Origin of the sequence: Pseudonocardia sp. MH-G8 (assembly GCF_002262885.1) — a bacterium.
Lineage (GTDB): Bacteria > Actinomycetota > Actinomycetes > Mycobacteriales > Pseudonocardiaceae > Pseudonocardia.
Genome location: NZ_NKYF01000010.1, coordinates 63,297 through 77,253, shown reverse-complemented (window position 1 = coordinate 77,253; position 13,957 = coordinate 63,297). Strand labels below are relative to the sequence as shown.

At 73.8% G+C, this 13,957-nt stretch carries 15 protein-coding genes; 7 read left to right on the top strand and 8 right to left on the bottom strand.

Going from position 1 to position 13,957, the window contains the following annotated elements; all coding sequences use genetic code 11:
• Positions 1–642: a response regulator transcription factor gene (locus CFP66_RS22900; RefSeq protein ID WP_094927194.1), complete on the bottom strand. Its 642-nt coding sequence runs from the start codon at positions 640–642 to the stop codon at positions 1–3.
• Positions 643–1,944, bottom strand: a complete 1,302-nt coding sequence (locus CFP66_RS22895; RefSeq protein WP_233159630.1) for a sensor domain-containing protein — start codon at positions 1,942–1,944, stop codon at positions 643–645.
• Positions 1,945–2,037: 93 nt separating this feature from the next.
• Here CFP66_RS22895 and CFP66_RS22890 point away from each other — a divergent pair, with 93 nt between their 5' ends.
• Together CFP66_RS22890 and CFP66_RS22885 are read left to right on the top strand one after the other, a co-directional pair.
• Complete coding sequence (locus CFP66_RS22890) at positions 2,038–2,688, top strand: O-methyltransferase (protein WP_094927353.1); 651 nt, start codon at positions 2,038–2,040, stop codon at positions 2,686–2,688.
• 20 nt (positions 2,689–2,708) lie between these two features.
• The gene (locus CFP66_RS22885) at positions 2,709–3,866 is read left to right on the top strand and encodes an acyl-CoA dehydrogenase family protein (protein WP_094927192.1); all 1,158 of its coding nucleotides are present in this window, start codon (positions 2,709–2,711) and stop codon (positions 3,864–3,866) included.
• A gap of 10 nt (positions 3,867–3,876) precedes the next feature.
• On the opposite strand, the gene CFP66_RS22880 is transcribed toward CFP66_RS22885, so the two are convergent.
• The 3 genes from CFP66_RS22880 to coxB all read right to left on the bottom strand — a co-directional run bounded on the left by CFP66_RS22880 (position 3,877) and on the right by coxB (position 6,909).
• Positions 3,877–5,346: a cytosine permease gene (locus CFP66_RS22880; RefSeq protein ID WP_233159629.1), complete on the bottom strand. Its 1,470-nt coding sequence runs from the start codon at positions 5,344–5,346 to the stop codon at positions 3,877–3,879.
• 166 nt (positions 5,347–5,512) lie between these two features.
• Positions 5,513–5,911, bottom strand: coding sequence for a cytochrome c oxidase subunit 4 (locus tag CFP66_RS22875; RefSeq protein WP_094927190.1), 399 nt, complete (start codon positions 5,909–5,911; stop codon positions 5,513–5,515).
• Positions 5,912–5,919: 8 nt separating this feature from the next.
• On the bottom strand, positions 5,920–6,909 hold the full coding sequence (gene coxB / locus CFP66_RS22870; RefSeq protein ID WP_369805134.1) for a cytochrome c oxidase subunit II: 990 nt from the start codon (positions 6,907–6,909) through the stop codon (positions 5,920–5,922).
• A gap of 161 nt (positions 6,910–7,070) precedes the next feature.
• Between coxB and CFP66_RS22865 the strand changes: the two genes are divergently transcribed.
• Positions 7,071–8,087: a GNAT family N-acetyltransferase gene (locus CFP66_RS22865; RefSeq protein ID WP_094927188.1), complete on the top strand. Its 1,017-nt coding sequence runs from the start codon at positions 7,071–7,073 to the stop codon at positions 8,085–8,087.
• A 217-nt stretch (positions 8,088–8,304) separates the two neighbouring features.
• Here the strand turns inward: CFP66_RS22865 and CFP66_RS22860 are convergent, their stop codons facing one another.
• The 3 genes from CFP66_RS22860 to CFP66_RS22850 all read right to left on the bottom strand — a co-directional run bounded on the left by CFP66_RS22860 (position 8,305) and on the right by CFP66_RS22850 (position 10,891).
• Entirely contained in the window at positions 8,305–9,228 is a 924-nt protein-coding gene (locus tag CFP66_RS22860) for a carbohydrate kinase family protein (protein WP_198961625.1), read from the bottom strand.
• 119 nt (positions 9,229–9,347) lie between these two features.
• Complete coding sequence (locus CFP66_RS22855) at positions 9,348–9,710, bottom strand: iron-sulfur cluster assembly accessory protein (protein ID WP_094927186.1); 363 nt, start codon at positions 9,708–9,710, stop codon at positions 9,348–9,350.
• 59 nt (positions 9,711–9,769) lie between these two features.
• Positions 9,770–10,891 carry a glycerate kinase gene (locus tag CFP66_RS22850; protein WP_094927185.1) on the bottom strand — a complete coding sequence of 374 codons (1,122 nt, stop codon included), beginning with the start codon at positions 10,889–10,891 and terminating at the stop codon, positions 9,770–9,772.
• A gap of 33 nt (positions 10,892–10,924) precedes the next feature.
• On the opposite strand from CFP66_RS22850, the gene CFP66_RS22845 reads away from it, so the two are divergent.
• Genes CFP66_RS22845 through CFP66_RS22830 form a run of 4 tightly spaced genes read left to right on the top strand, consistent with a single transcriptional unit; the run spans position 10,925 to position 13,929 of the window.
• Positions 10,925–11,560, top strand: coding sequence for a DUF3043 domain-containing protein (locus CFP66_RS22845; RefSeq protein ID WP_094927184.1), 636 nt, complete (start codon positions 10,925–10,927; stop codon positions 11,558–11,560).
• A 7-nt stretch (positions 11,561–11,567) separates the two neighbouring features.
• Complete coding sequence (locus CFP66_RS22840) at positions 11,568–12,092, top strand: bifunctional adenosylcobinamide kinase/adenosylcobinamide-phosphate guanylyltransferase (RefSeq protein WP_094927183.1); 525 nt, start codon at positions 11,568–11,570, stop codon at positions 12,090–12,092.
• A gap of 23 nt (positions 12,093–12,115) precedes the next feature.
• Positions 12,116–13,198, top strand: a complete 1,083-nt coding sequence (locus tag CFP66_RS22835) for a nicotinate-nucleotide--dimethylbenzimidazole phosphoribosyltransferase (protein WP_094927182.1) — start codon at positions 12,116–12,118, stop codon at positions 13,196–13,198.
• A complete protein-coding gene (locus CFP66_RS22830) occupies positions 13,195–13,929 on the top strand; it encodes an adenosylcobinamide-GDP ribazoletransferase (protein WP_094927181.1) in 735 nt (244 codons plus the stop codon). Before CFP66_RS22835 ends, CFP66_RS22830 begins: the two co-directional genes overlap by 4 nt.
• Positions 13,930–13,957 lie beyond the last annotated feature (28 nt).

Sequence of the window (13,957 nt, the reverse complement as noted above, 5' to 3'; positions counted from 1 at the left end):
TCAGGCCCGCAGCCAGGTCAGGACCGCCTTCACGCGGCGGTGGTCGTCGCCCGAGGGCGGCAGCCCGAGCTTCGTGAAGATCGACGAGATGTGCTTCTCGACCGCGCCCTGGCTGATCACCAGGGTGCGGCCGATCGCGGTGTTGGTGCGCCCCTCGGCCATCAGCCCGAGCACCTCCCGCTCGCGCGGCGAGATCTCCGCGAGCGGGTCACGGCGGCGGCGGTGCGCGAACAGCGCCGAGACGACCTCCGGGTCGAGCACCGTGCCGCCGTCGACGACGCGCTCCAGGGCGTCGGAGAGGTCGGCGAGCTTCGAGACCCGGTCCTTGAGCAGGTAGCCGACGCCGCCGCCCGCGGTGAGCAGGTCGGAGGCGTAGGACTCCTCGACGTACTGCGAGAGCACCAGGATCGCCGTGCCCGGCACCGTGCGCCGCACCTCCAGCGCGGCGCGCAGGCCCTCGTCGGTGAACGACGGCGGCATCCGGACGTCGACCACCGCGACGTCCGGACGGTGCTCCTGCACGGCCTCCACCAGGGCGACGCCGTCGCCGACCGCGGCGACGACCTCGGCCCCGGCCTCGTCGAGGAGCCGGACGAGGCCTTCCCGGAGCAGGAGCGAATCCTCAGCGAGTACGACCTTCACCTACCGATCATCCCCCACCCCCCGCAACGGGATCTCGGCGGTCAGCACGGTGGGACCGCCCGCCGGGCTCACCACGTCGAGCACGCCCTCGACGGTCGCCAGCCGGTCGGCCAGCCCGGCCAGGCCGTGGCCCTTGCCCAGGTGCGCGCCGCCGCGGCCGTCGTCGCGCACCTGCACCAGGACGCGCTCCCCGTCGGCGGCCACGACCACCGTGCACAGGGACGCGTGGGCGTGCTTCGCGACGTTGGTCAGCGCCTCGGTCACCACGAAGTACGCGGTGTTCTCCACCGCCGCGGCGAGCCGCTGACCGTCCGGCAGCGCGACGTCGAGCGAGACCTCCACCGGGCACCGCGCCGCCGCCGCGGCCAGCGCCGGGCCGAGCCCGCGGTCGGCGAGGATCGGCGGCGCGATGCCCCGCGACAGCGCCCGCAGCTCGTCCAGCGCCTCGCGGCTCTGTTCCAGGGCCTCGGCCACCAGGGGGCGCGCCTTGTCCGGGTTGTCGTCGAGGCGGCGCGCGACGGTCTCCAGGTCCATGTTGAGCCGCACGAGGCGCTGCTGCGGGCCGTCGTGGATGTCGCGCTCGAGCCGGCGCAGCGTCTGCGCCTCGGCGTGCACCGCGGCGCGCCGGCTCGACTCGAGCTGCACGGCCCGCGCACGGAGGGCGGCCGTCTGGTTGGTCAGCAGGCCCCGGGCGAGCCCGGCGCGGGTGGCGACGAGCCCGCGGACCACCAGCGGCGAGGTCGCCACCATGATCGCGCCGAGAACGGTGTTGACGCCGATCTCGCCCCACCGGCTCGGCGACCCGGTGAGCAGCCAGAACAGGCCGCCGTTCTCGGAGTCGGAAGGCAGTGCCCACTGCCACGTGATGTACAGCAGCGAGCCGAGCCCGGCGACCGTCCAGGTGACGGCGATGACGAACATGGCCAACCGCACCGGGAACGCGATCACCCCGTGCAGCAGGTCGCGCCAGGACTGCGGGTCGGCCAGCATGCTGAGCAGCCGGTAGATGCCGCGTCCCTTCGGCTCGCGGTAGTACACGGGCGGCAGCGAGCGCCCGGTGGCCCACTCGGCACCCCGCCGCTCGACGCCGGCGAGCCCGCGGGAGGCCCGCAACGTGCCGGCGAGGACGGGCAGGCCGAGCCACACCACGAACGTGCTCACCCCCAGGGCGAACCCGGCGATCGCGATGACGAACGCGATGATGCACAGCGGCAGCCCGCCCAGCAGGTAGCCGTAGCCCCGCCAGAACCGGTCGGTTCCGGAAACGGTCCCGCTCGCCGGGACGGACGCGTACTCGGTCATGCGTGCAACCCTGGTCCCCCGCCACCCGCACACCCAGCCGGTATGCCTCCTCACGAGGGTAGGGCCAACCCGAAACCGCATACGCTGATGGTCATGACCGAGGTGTGGGGATCCGTCGACGAGTACTTCACCGGGCAGCTGCTGGCCCCCGACCCCGTCCTCGACGCCGCGCTCGAGGCCAACGCCCTCGGCGGGCTCCCGACGATCGACGTCAGCCCGGCCCAGGGCAAGCTGCTGCACCTGCTCGCCCGCTCGGTCGGCGCCCGCCGCATCCTCGAGGTCGGCACGCTGGGCGGCTACTCGACGATCTGGCTGGCCCGCGCGCTGCCCGCCGACGGGCAGCTCGTGACGTGCGAGCTCGACCCGCACCACGCCGAGGTGGCGCGCTCCAACCTGGCCCGCGCCGGCCTGGACGAGGTGGTCGACGTACGGGTCGGGTCGGCGCTGGACACCCTCCCCACCCTGGAAGGACCGTTCGACCTGGCCTTCATCGACGCCGACAAGGCGTCCAACGCGGAGTACTTCCGGCACGCGCTGCGCCTGTCCCGACCCGGCAGCATGATCGTCGTCGACAACGTCGTGCGCGGCGGGCGCGTGGTCGAGGCGGACAGCCACGACCCGTCGATCCGCGGCACGCGCGAGGTCACCGAGACGATCGCGGCAGAGCCCCGGGTGGACGCGACGATCGTGCAGACGGTGGGGACGAAGGGCTACGACGGCCTCCTCCTGGCCATCGTCAACTGACCGTCGGTAGCGTCTCGCGGATGGAGGCCTCCGATCTCGACGACGTGCTGTCCGCGGTCCGCGACTTCGTCCGCAAGGAGGTCGTGCCGCTGGAGGAGCAGATCGACGCCGAGGACGCCATCCCGGAGCGCGTGATCGCCACGTGCAAGGAGATGGGCCTCTACGGCTTCGCGATCCCCGAGCAGTACGGCGGCCTCGGCCTGTCGCTCACCGAGGAGGCCCGGCTGGCCTTCGAGCTGGGCTGGACCACTCCCGCGCTGCGGTCGCTGTTCGGCACCAACAACGGCATCGCGGGCCAGGTGCTGCTGGTCGGCGGCACCGAGGACCAGAAGGCGGACTGGCTGCCGCGCCTGGCGTCCGGTGAGGTGACCGCGTCGTTCGGCCTCACCGAGGCCGACGCCGGCTCCGACCCCTCCGGCCTGGCCACCAGCGCCCGGCGCGACGGCACCGACTGGATCCTCAACGGCACCAAGCGGTTCATCACCAACGCCCCCGTCGCCGACGTGATCATGGTGTTCGCCCGCTCCAACCCGGAGGCGGCCGGCAACCGCGGGATCTCGACGTTCCTCGTCCCGGCGGGAACCCCGGGCCTGTCGATCGGGCCCAAGGACCACAAGATGGGCCAGTTCGGCGCCTGGACCGCCGACGTGTACCTCGACGACGTGCGCGTCCCGGCCGCGGCGCTCGTCGGCGGCGAGGACGGCGTCGACCGCGGCTTCCAGATCGCGGCACGCTGCCTCGCACACGGGCGCGGGCACATCGCGGCGCTGTGCGTCGGGATGGCGGGCCGGCTGGTGCACGAGTCGGTGGAGTTCGCGAAGACCCGCGAGCAGGGCGGGCGCCCGATCGCGTCGTTCCAACTGGTGCAGGGCCTGATCGCCGACTCCGTGACCGACCACCTCGCCGGCCACGCCCTCGTCCTGGAGATGGCCCGGGCCTACGACGCGGGCACCGACACGGTGCAGGGGCCGTCGGCGGCGAAGTACTTCGCCAGCGAGATGGTGGGCCGGGTGGCCGACCGGGCGGTGCAGGTGCACGGCGGCTCCGGCTACATGCGGGGCGTGGCGGTGGAACGCTTCTACCGCGACGCCCGGCTGTTCCGGATCTACGAGGGCACCAGCCAGATCCAGCAGGTGATCATCGCTCGCCAGGCGCTCGGCCCCGCGGCGCGCGGCTGAGCCCACGTGCTCAGGGTGTCGCCGACTCCTGGGCGCGCACCGAGCTGCGCGTGCCGAGCAGCGCCGCGACGAAGCCCAGCACCAGGGCCACCAGCACCCCGAGGTTGGCGTAGGCCCAGTCGCCCTCCCGGCCGCCGAGCCCCAGCGGCGCGAGCAGGTAGCCCTGCCAGGCCAGCCACCCGGCCGCGCTGTTGGTGACCAGCCCCCAGCCGAGGACCGTGCCGACGAGCACCACCGCGATGGGGAACGGCCGCACGTCGCCGTAGCGGCCGGCGGGGTCGAACAGGGCGGCGTCGTCGTAGTTGCGGCGGCGAAGCGCGATATCGGCCAGCAGGACCCCGCACCAGGCGGCCACCGGCACACCGAGCGTGATCAGGAACCCCTGGAACTGCCCGAGGAAGTCCTCGCCGAAGAACACGACGTAGACGGTGCCCGCGACCATGATCGCGCCGTCGATCAGCGCGGCGACGTAGCGGGGCACCCGCACCCCCATCGCCAGCATCGCGAGCCCCGACGAGTAGATGTCCAGCACCGCGCCGCCGACCAGCCCGAGCACGGCCACCAGGGCGAACGGGACGAGGAACCACGTCGGCAGCGTCGCGGCGAGCGCGCCGACCGGGTCGGCCGAGATCGCGTCGAACAGGTCGGCCGACGAGCCGGCCAGCAGCAGCCCGAACGCGAACAGCAGCACCGGCGCCAGGGCCGAGGCGAACGTCGTCCAGGCCACCACACCCCCGCCCGACGTGCTGCGCGGCAGGTAACGGGAGTAGTCGGCCGCCATGTTCACCCAGCCCAGGCCGAACCCCGTCATGAGGAACACGAGCGCACCGATGACCTGTTGCGTCGACCCGGCGGGCAGCGCGGTCACGGCCCCGACGTCGATCTGCGGGATCACCAGCAGCATGTAGACCACGGTGAGCACCGCCGTGACGACCGTGATGACGGCCTGCAGACGCATGATCAGCTGGAAGCCCAGCACCCCGGCGACGACGACCAGCGCAGCGACCACGACCAGCGCCACCAGCAGCGTCGCCGTGCCGCCGCCCCAGCCGAGCCGGCCGAACACCGTGGCGGTGGCGAGCGTGGCCACGATCGTCAGCACGGTCTCCCAGCCCACGGTCAGCAGCCAGGAGATCACCGCGGGCAGCCGGTTGCCCCGCACCCCGAACGCCGCCCGGCTCAGCACCATCGTGGGCGCCGAGCCCCGCTTGCCGGCGATCGCCACGAACCCGCAGAGCAGGAACGAGAACACGATGCCGAGCACGCCCGCGATCAACGCCTGGGCGAAGGAGATCCCGAAGTCGAGGGCGAACGCGCCGTAGCTCAGCCCGAGCACCGAGATGTTCGCGGCGAACCACGGCCAGAACAGCTGGCGCGGGGTGCCGTGGCGCTCGGCGTCGGAGATGACGTTGATGCCGTTCTCCTCGACGCGCAGCGCCGACTGCCGCGTCTCGTCCGGCATGTCCCTTACCCCTGCCACGGTTTCCTCCTGCACCAGTCAGGGCAGTCCGCGCAGCGTACCCAGCAGGGGGCCACCTGTACGAATGGCACATTCGTCCGATAGAGCGGGACGAATGTGCCATCCGTACAAACCCGAGCGCGTCGGCCACGGCGAGATGGCCGGGGCCGAGTCCCGAGATGCGCGCTCAGTGCTCCGCGGGGCGGATGTGGTACTCGAACACCAGGCCGCCGACGGCCATCAGCAGCAGCACGCCCGCGATGACCAGCAGCCACACGTAGAAGAACGCGAGCCCGATCCCGACCAGCGCCGCCGACCCCGCCACGGCGATCGGCCAGTAGCTGCCCGGGGAGAAGAAGCCGACGTCACCCGCGCCGTCGGACACCTCGGCCTCGGGGTTGTCCTCGGGCCGCTCCTCCAGACGCCGGGAGACGAACCGGAAGTACCCACCGATGATCAGCGCGAGGCCACCGGTGAGGAAGAGCCCCGCGGTACCGACGGGCTCCCGGGCCAGCACCGCGTAGACGATCGCCACGATGAAGAAGAACACCATGATGATCTCGAAGATGCGGGATTCGACCTTCATGGCGTGGCTCAGCTCCCGGAGGTGACCGGCAGCGACGCGGAACGCTGCGTGCGGTCGGTCGTGAACGGGTAGGTGGTGTAGGCCTGCGGCGTGCACAGCTGTCCGCAGCCGAGCTGCTCCAGCGCCTCACCGGCCGTGTACGGCGCGTTCGTGATCGGGTTGGTCTGCTGGCGCAACCCGAGCCACTGGTCGTACAGCTCCGGCGAGATGGCCCTGACCTCGAAGTTCATCATCGAGTGGTAGGCGCCGCAGAGCTCGGCACAACGCCCGACGAATGCACCCTCGCGGTCGATGCCGTCGATCTGCCAGACGTTGTCCTGGTCGTTGACCTCGGGCATCGGGAAGACGTCGCGCTTGAACAGGAACTCCGGCACGAAGAAGCTGTGGATCACGTCGTTGGAGCTCTGCGTGAACTCGATGGTGCGCCCGGTGGGCAGCACCAGCAGCGGGATCGTGTCGGTGGTGCCCAGCGTGCTGACCGGCTGCCCGTCCGGGGCCTGGGTCTCGGGGTAGCCGAACTCCCAGTTCCACTGGAACGCGGTGACGTCCACGCGCACGTCCGGCTCCGGCGAGTCGGTGTCGACGTAGTTCTGCACGTTGACGGTGAACGCGAACAGCACCGCCACGATGATCGTCGGGATCACCGTGAAGGTGATCTCGAGCGGCAGGTTGTACTGGGTCTGGCGGGGCGGGTCGACGTCGCCCTTGCGCTTGCGGTGGAAGGCGATCGCCCAGAGCATCGCGCCCCAGGTGACGGCGCCGACGACCAGCGCGGCGACGGCCGACCAGGTCCACAGCTCGCGCATCGCCTCGGCCTGCGGGGTGATGCCGACCGGCCACCCGAACCGCAGGACCTCCTCCACCGAGCAGCCGGTGGTGAGCGGGACGACCAGCAGGGCCAGGCCGGCCAGCTGGGCCGTGCGCCGCAGCGGGCGCCGCCTCGCCGAACCAGGCCTCGTCTCAGCAGGGTGGTCTGCCCCGCGCTGTGCTCGGCCCACTGCTCGCCGCCTCCCACACGTCGTCTGCATCGTCTTCTCCCGTGCCGGTCGTCGCCGGGTATCCGCCTTCGACCTCGCGTAGAGACTAGCCGAGCAGAGCACCGTTGCCCGGGCAGGGTCTGCGGGAAATCAGGTGGCGTACCCGGCCTGGTCGTGCGGGGATGAGCGGCGTGGTCGATCTCGTGCTCACACCCGTCTCCGCCGACGACGACGACGCGCTGCGCGACTGGTTCGCGCTCGTCACCGCGGCGCGTGCGCACGACACCCCTGCCGACCCGCCGCCGTGCCGGGTGCAGCACCGGGCCCAGCTGGTGGCGGGGGCCCCGGGCCACGACGAGACCGTCTGGCTCGCCCGGGCCGGGGCCGAGGCCGTCGGCGTCGCGACACTCACGCTGCCCGTGCTCGACAACCTCGACAACGCCTACGGCGAGATCCTCGTCGCTCCCCCGCACCGCAGGCGCGGCGCCGGGCGCACGCTGCTCGCCCACCTCGCCGAGGCAGCACGGGCCGCCGGACGGAAGCGCCTGCAGATCGACGCGCAGGAGCCGCTCGCGGAACGCAGCCCCGGAGCGGCCTTCCTCGCCGCGGCGGGCGGGCGGCTGGCGCTCGCCGACCAGCGCAGGCGCCTGACCCTGCCCCCGTCCGACCCGGCGGCCCTCGACGCGCTCGCGGCGCAGGCCCGCGCGGCGTCCGCGGGGTACGAGCTGATGCAGTGGACCGGCGACACCCCGCCCGAATGGCTCGACGACGTCGCCGCGCTGGTGGCGCGGATGTCCACCGACGCCCCCCACGACGACCTGCACCACGACCCGGAGCGCTACGACGCCGCCCGCGTCCGCGCGGAAGACGCATCCCGGCGGGCCCAGGGCCTGCGGTGCACCGTCACCGCGGCGCGCGGACCGGACGGCGATCCCGCTGCCTTCACCGTGCTCTTCCAGACCGCCTCGGTGGCCTGGCACGCAAGCCAGGGCGACACGATCGTGGCACCGGGGCACCGCGGTCACCGCCTGGGCATGCTGGTCAAGCTGGCCAACCTGGAGCGGGTCCGGCACGACAGCCCGGCCCTCGCGGTGATCGACACCTACAACGCCGACTCGAACCCGTGGATGGTCTCGATCAACGAGGCGATGGGCTTCCGCCCCTACGACCGGTACGGCCAGTGGGAGCTCGACCTCTGAGCGGCCCGACACGACCACACCCACACCCCGACTCGCGCACACCACACCCCGACTCGCGGGGGTGCGGCATCCCACCCCGCGAGTCGCGGCCTCACACCCGCGAGTCGCAGCCTCAGCCCCGCGAGTCGCAGCGCCACACCCGCGAGTCGGGGCCCCAACCCCGCGAGTCGGGGCACCACATCCGCGAGTCGGGGTCTGGGGGTGGGTGAGTCGGGGGTCAGGCCGGCAGGACCGGCTCGATCGCGGCCGCGGCGTCCGGGCCGTAGGCGTCGCGCAGGCGGGTGACGGCCGTGGCGCGGTCCCACGTCCATTCCTGCGGGCCGTCGGTCTCCAGCACCTGCACGGCGATCAGCGAGCCCAGCTGGGCCGAGTGCTCCAGGGACAGCCCGCCGGACACCGCGGCGAGGAAGCCCGCGCGGAAGGCGTCGCCGACGCCCGTGGGGTCGACCTTGCCGGTCTCCGGAACCACGCCGATCTTCAGCGTCTCGGCCCCGTGGATCTCCACGCCGTTCTCGCCGTGGGTGGTGACGCGGATGTCGACGCGGGAGGCGACGTCCTGCTCGGTCCAGCCCGTCTTCTGCAGCAGCAGTTCCCACTCGTAGTCGTTGCTGAGCAGGTAGCGGGCGCCCTCGACGAGCCGGCGGATCTCCGGGCCCTCCATGCGCGCGAGCTGCTGGGACGGGTCGGCCGCGAACGGGATGCCCAGTTCGCGGGCCTCGTCGGTGTGGCGCAGCATCGCGTCCGGGTCGTCGGCGCCGATCAGCACCAGGTCGACGCCGCGCTCGACGAGCGGGGCGAGCGAGATGTCCCGGGACCGCGCCATCGCCCCGGTGTAGAACGACGCGATCTGGCGCATGTCGTCGTCGGTGGTGCACACGAACCGGGCGGTGTTGACATCGTCACACACGAGCACGGCCGAGCAGTCCACGCCGTGGGCCTCGAGGCGGGCGCGGTACTCGCCGAAGTCGGCACCGACGGCGCCGACGAGGATCGGCGCCTGCTGGAGCACGCCGAGCGCGAAGGCGATGTTCCCCGCCACGCCGCCCGGCCGGATGACCATGTCATCGACGAGGAAGCTGAGCGAGAGCCGGTCGAGCTGGTCCATGACCAGCTGGTCGACGAACTTGCCCGGGAAGTGCATGAGCTGGTCGGTGGCGATGGACCCCGTGACGGCGATAGGCACGAGGCATCACCCTACCGGTACGCGAAGACGACGGACCCCGGCCGGAGGTTCCGACCGGGGTCCGGGTGAGCCGTAGCTCAGTTGAACGAGTCGCCGCAGGCGCAGGAACCGCCCGCGTTCGGGTTGTCGATCGTGAAGCCCTGCTTCTCGATGCTGTCGACGAAATCGATGACCGCGCCCTGCAGGTACGGGGCGCTCATCCGGTCGACGCCCACCTTGAGCCCGTGGTAGTCGCGGAACAGGTCACCGTCGAGGGAACGGTCGTCGAAGAACAGCTGGTAACGCAGGCCGGCGCAGCCACCGGGCTGGACGGCGATGCGCAGGTGCATGTCGTCACGGCCCTCCTGGTCGAGCAGCGCCTTGGCCTTGAGGGCAGCGGCGTCGGTGATCTCGACACCGTGCGTCTCGGTCTCGACGGCGGTGGTGTTGTCGACAGTCATGACTCTCCCAACAGCGTGCGGCACGGTGCTGTTCCCACCCTACCTCCCGGATATTCCCGTCAGCGTGTGCTCCATTGCCGCGCCACGTGTTCGGCCAGTGCGGCGAGGGTGCCTGCCGGGTCGGCCATCGACGCCCCGACGCCGCCGGCATGCTCGGCCACCCCGTAGGCGGAGTCGACGCCCACCGCGGCGGCCTCGCGCCGCCCGACCGACACCTGCCCCGCGAGCACCAGGCAGGGCAGCCCGCGGTCGGCGGCGCCGCGCGCCACGGCCGTGATGAGCTTCCCGCGCAGCGACTGCCAGTCGAAGCTGCCTTCCCCGGTGACGGCCAACTGGGCCTTGTCCAGCTCCGCGTCCAGCCCGACCAGCTCCCGGACCAGGCCCGCCCCGGAAACCCGCCGGGCCCTGCAAGCCAGCAATGCCGCTCCGAGCCCGCCCGCGGCGCCGGCGCCCGGCTCGTCGCGCACGTCGACGCCGACCGCCGCGGCCAGCACGTCCGCGAACCGGGCGAGGGCGGCGTCCAGCTGCGCGACGGTGGGCTCGTCGGCGCCCTTCTGCGGCCCGAAGACCGCGGCCGCGCCGTGCGTACCCAGGAGGGGGTTGTCGACGTCGGCGGCCGCCACGAGCGTGACGCCCCCGAGATCCGCAGCACCCTCCAGCCGGGCGCAGCGGGCGAGCGCACCGCCGCCGCCCGACAGCGGCGCGCCGTCGGCGTCGACGGGCACGGCGCCCAGCGCCGCGAGCATCCCGGCCCCGCCGTCGGTGGTGGCCGAGCCACCCAGCCCGATGACGACCTCGGCGACGCCCGCGTCGCGCGCGTCGGCGACGAGCTCGCCGACGCCGCGCGAGGTGACGCCGACCGCCACCTCGGGCACCCGCCGTTCCCGCGGGACGAGGTGCAGGCCGCACGCCGCCGCCGACTCGAGGTAGGCGGTGTCGCCTATCCGCAGCCACCGGGCCGGCACCGGGTCCCCGAACGGGCCCGTGACCTCCCGCTCGTGCCACTCACCGCCGAGGGCCGCGTGCAGCACCTCGACGAACCCGGTGCCGCCGTCCGCGAGCGGGAGCAGCCGCACCTCGTCGTCGGGTGCGGCTCGCCGCCACCCCGTCGCGATCGCCTCGGCGGCTGCCGGGGCGCTGAGGGTGCCGCCGAAGGAGTCAGGAGCAACGACCACGCGCATACCGGAGAACCTATCGCCCGTAAGGTGGTATCCGTGAGGTTCCTGCGCCGCTCCACGCCGTCGCCCGTCGGCGCCGACTCGTCCGAGTCCGCGGCGCTGGGCACCGAGTCCACCGAGTCCACCCGCCCCGCCGGTAAGGGCAGGCCCACCCCGAAGCGCCGCGACGCCGAGGGCAGGCGTCGCGGTCCCGCCGCGCCCCCGCCGCGTACCCAGCGCGAGGCGTCCAAGCTGGCCCGGGCCAACCGCCCGTCCAAGGACCAGCGGCGAGCGCAGGCGGCCGAGCGGCGCGAACGCATGGCGGCGGGCGACGAGCGGTACCTGATGCCCCGCGACCGCGGCCCGGTGAAGGCCTACGTCCGCGACGTCATCGACTCGCGGCCGCACATCATGGGCCTGTTCATGCCGCTGGCGCTCCTGGTGGTGCTGTCGCTGCTGGTGCCGGTGCCCGCCGCGCAGCAGTACCTGAGCCTGTTCAGCCTGGTCGCGCTCACCACGATGATCATTGAGGGGATCTTCCTCGGCGTGTCGGTCACCAGGAAGGCGCGGGCGAAGTTCCCCGAGGAGCACATCAACGCCCTCGCCACCGGCTGGTACGCCTTCACCCGGGCGAGCCAGCTGCGCCGGCTGCGCATCCCGAAGCCGCGCGTCGAGCGGGGCGCGAACCCCTGATCCGCACGTGACGCGCACGCTCGTCCTCGGTGGCACCCGCTCGGGCAAGTCGCGCTACGCCGAGGACCTCCTGCCCGCCGACGAGCCGCTGCGCTACCTCGCCACGGCCCGCCACCTCCCGGACGACCCGGAGTGGTCGGCGCGCATCGCGGCCCACCGGGCACGCCGACCCGCCGCCTGGACCACGCTGGAGGACACCGACGCTGCCGCCGTCGTGCGCGCGGGGGGCGGGCCGCTGCTCGTGGACGACCTCGCCACCTGGCTGACCGGCGAGCTCGACGACGCCGGCGCCTGGGATGCGACCGAGACCCCGGCCGCCATCGACGCGGCGGTGGACGAGCTCGTGGCCGCCGTCCGCGTCGCACCCGACCGCCTCGTGCTCGTCTCGGCGGAGGTGGGGCTCGGCGTCGTGCCCGCCACCCGGGCGGGCCGTCTCTTCCGCGACGAGCTGGGCGCGCTCAACGCCGCGCTCGCGGGCGTCTGCGACGAGGTCGTGCTCCTCGTCGCGGGACTCCCGCTGCGCCTCAAGTGACGCGCGGACGGTAAGAACACCCCGTGGAACTGCCTCCCGTCATCGCCCCTGACGTCGACGCGCACCGCGCCGCCGTCGCCCGGCACGCCGAGCTGGCCGTGCCGGATGGCGCGCTCGGTCGCCTGGCCGAGCTCGGCGTGTGGCTGGCCGCCGCGCAGGGCGCCTGCCCACCGCGGCCACCTGCCCGCGCGCGCGTCGTCGTCGTGGCCGGCGACCACGGCATCGCCGCTGCCGGGGTGTCGGCCGACCCGCCGGGCGCCACCGCCCGCCAGGTCGCCGCGGTGCGCGACCACACGGCCCCGGTGGGCGTGGTCGCACCGGTGGCCGGCGTATCGGTGCGCGCCGTGGACCTCGCGCTCGACACCCCGCCGGACGGCACCGAGCGCCACCGCGTCCGGCGCGGCACCGGGCGCATCGACCGCGAGGACGCGCTGACCGCCGACGAGGTGGAGCGGGCCGTCGCGGTCGGCCGGGCGCTCGCCGACGAGGAGGTCGACTCCGGCGCGGACCTGCTGCTGCCCGCGTCGCTCGGGGTGGGCGCCACCACGCCGGCGGCCACCCTGGTGGCCACGCTCACCGGCGCCGAGCCGGTGGCCGTGATCGGGCGGGGCAGCGGCATCGACGACGCCGGCTGGATGCGCAAGGCGGCCGCGGTGCGCGACGCCCTGCGCCGGGCCCGCCCGCACGCGCGCGATCCGCTTGCGCTGCTGCGCGTGGCCGGCGGCGCCGACATCGCGGCGCTCACCGGGTTCTGCCTCCAGGCGGCGCTGCGCCGCACCCCCGTGCTGCTCGACGGGCTCGTCGTCGGCGCCGCCGCCCTGCTGGCGGACGAGCTCGCCGCGGGGGCCCGCGAGTGGTGGCTCGGGGCCCAGAAGTCGCCGGACCCCGCGATGGCGCTCGTCGAGGAGCACCTGCACCTGTCCCCCGTGCTCGACCTCGGCATCCGCCTGGGCGACGGCACCGGCGCGGTGGCCGCCGTCCCGTTGCTGCAGATGGCGGCGCGGCTGCTCGCCGAGACCGCGACGGCGGTCCCGACCGCCACCACCTCCCCTGCCGCGACCTCCCAGGCCGCGATCCCCCAGGCCACGGAGCCCGGCCCGGCGTGAGGTCGCTCGCGTTCGCGCTGAGCCTGCTGACCGTGCTGCCGGTGAAGGCGGCCGCCCCGGATGCACGGGCCGCGGCAGGTGCGTTGCGCTGGGCGCCCGCCGTCGGTGCGCTGCTGGGGGCGGCGGCGGGCGGGGTGCTGCTCGGGTTGGCCGCGCTCGGCGTGCCGGCGCTGGTCGCCGGGTTGCTCACCGTCGGCTTCCTGGCGCTGGCCACGCGCGGCATGCACGTCGACGGCCTGGCCGACACGGCCGACGGCCTCGGCTGCTACGGCCCGCCGGAGCGCGCGCTGGCGGTGATGCGCGACGGCGGCGCGGGACCGTTCGGCGTCGTCACGCTCCTGGTCGTGCTGGGCGCGCAGGCCGCGGCGCTCGCCACGCTCGCCGGCACGGGGATGACGGCGGTGGCGGCGGTCGCACTGGCCTGCGCCACCGGCCGGGCGGGATTCACCTGGGTGGCCCGCCGCGGTGTCCCCGCCGCCCGCCCGGGCGGCCTCGGCGCGCTGGTGGCCGGAACGCAGCCGTGGTGGGTGGCGGCAGGGTGGTGGACGGCGCTGGCCGCCGCCGGCCTCGCACTCGGCCCGCGCGCGGCCGTCGGGGTACTGCTCGCCGCGGCACTGGTGATCGCCCTGTCCCGGCACACGAGCCGCCGCTTCGCAGGAATGACGGGCGACGTGCTGGGCGCAGTCAACGAACTGGCCACGGCAGCCGCCCTGGTCGCGCTCGCCACCTGACGCACTTCGGAGTCTTACTGCTGATCCT

Excerpts from the sequence above, each read along its gene's own strand:
- CFP66_RS22850 (WP_094927185.1), bottom strand. The coding sequence starts at position 10,891 with ATGCGCGTGGTCGTTGCTCCTGACTCCTTCGGCGGCACCCTCAGCGCC.
- CFP66_RS22875 (WP_094927190.1), bottom strand. The coding sequence starts at position 5,911 with ATGAAGGTCGAATCCCGCATCTTCGAGATCATCATGGTGTTCTTCTTC.
- CFP66_RS22890 (WP_094927353.1), top strand. The coding sequence starts at position 2,038 with ATGACCGAGGTGTGGGGATCCGTCGACGAGTACTTCACCGGGCAGCTG.
- CFP66_RS22895 (WP_233159630.1), bottom strand. The coding sequence starts at position 1,944 with ATGACCGAGTACGCGTCCGTCCCGGCGAGCGGGACCGTTTCCGGAACC.
- CFP66_RS22865 (WP_094927188.1), top strand. The coding sequence starts at position 7,071 with ATGAGCGGCGTGGTCGATCTCGTGCTCACACCCGTCTCCGCCGACGAC.
- CFP66_RS22885 (WP_094927192.1), top strand. The coding sequence starts at position 2,709 with ATGGAGGCCTCCGATCTCGACGACGTGCTGTCCGCGGTCCGCGACTTC.
- CFP66_RS22860 (WP_198961625.1), bottom strand. The coding sequence starts at position 9,228 with ATGCACTTCCCGGGCAAGTTCGTCGACCAGCTGGTCATGGACCAGCTC.
- CFP66_RS22855 (WP_094927186.1), bottom strand. The coding sequence starts at position 9,710 with ATGACTGTCGACAACACCACCGCCGTCGAGACCGAGACGCACGGTGTC.